The sequence below is a fragment of the Candidatus Symbiopectobacterium sp. NZEC135 genome (assembly GCF_025962695.1).
The window spans coordinates 1-631 of sequence record NZ_JAGFPF010001266.1; the positions used below are offsets into that span (position 1 = coordinate 1).

Here is a 631-nt window from a genome sequence, read left to right on the forward strand (position 1 = left end):
TGTTGCGGCGCCGTTTGCCATCATCGGTTCTATTGGCGTGGTCGCTCAGATCCCCAACTTCAATCGGTTGCTGAAAAACAATGATATTGATGTCGAATTGCACACTGCCGGTGAATATAAGCGCACGTTAACGCTGTTTGGTGAGAATACGGAGCAGGGGCGTGAAAAATTCCGTGAAGAGCTGAACGTCACTCACGGCCTGTTCAAACAGTTTGTCAAAGAGATGCGGCCCTCGCTGGACATCGATAAAACCGCCACGGGCGAACATTGGTTTGGCACGCAGGCACAAACGTTGGGACTGGTCGATGCGATTGGCACCAGCGACGATTTGCTGATCCAGGAAATAACCACGCATGAAGTGCTGAGCGTGCGTTATACGCGGCGCAAGCGCCTGTTGGACAAAATCATGGGAAACGCGGGTGAATCCGCCGAACGTCTGCTGCTGCGTTGGTGGCAGCGGGGCAGCCATCCGTTTGTTTGAGGCGTTTAACCCTGTGCGCGGCAAAATACACCGCGTACAGGGATATCCCGCTTAGTCGATCAGTTGATACTTCTCTGACAATTCATGCGCCAAATGCTTGAACATGTTAAACACCGCCGTGGTTTTTAATGTCGGCAGGCCGTTGTCATC

The 631-nt window shown here is 52.6% G+C and carries 2 protein-coding genes; one reads left to right on the forward strand and one right to left on the reverse strand.

The window, feature by feature from the left end; all coding sequences use genetic code 11:
- Positions 1–481, forward strand: a 481-nt coding sequence (locus J5224_RS33745) for a S49 family peptidase (protein ID WP_264629229.1), incomplete at its 5' end; no start/stop codon positions are given.
- 51 nt (positions 482–532) lie between these two features.
- On the opposite strand, the gene J5224_RS33750 is transcribed toward J5224_RS33745, so the two are convergent.
- A partial coding sequence (locus J5224_RS33750; protein WP_264629230.1) for a DUF2498 family protein occupies positions 533–631 on the reverse strand: 99 nt, incomplete at its 5' end.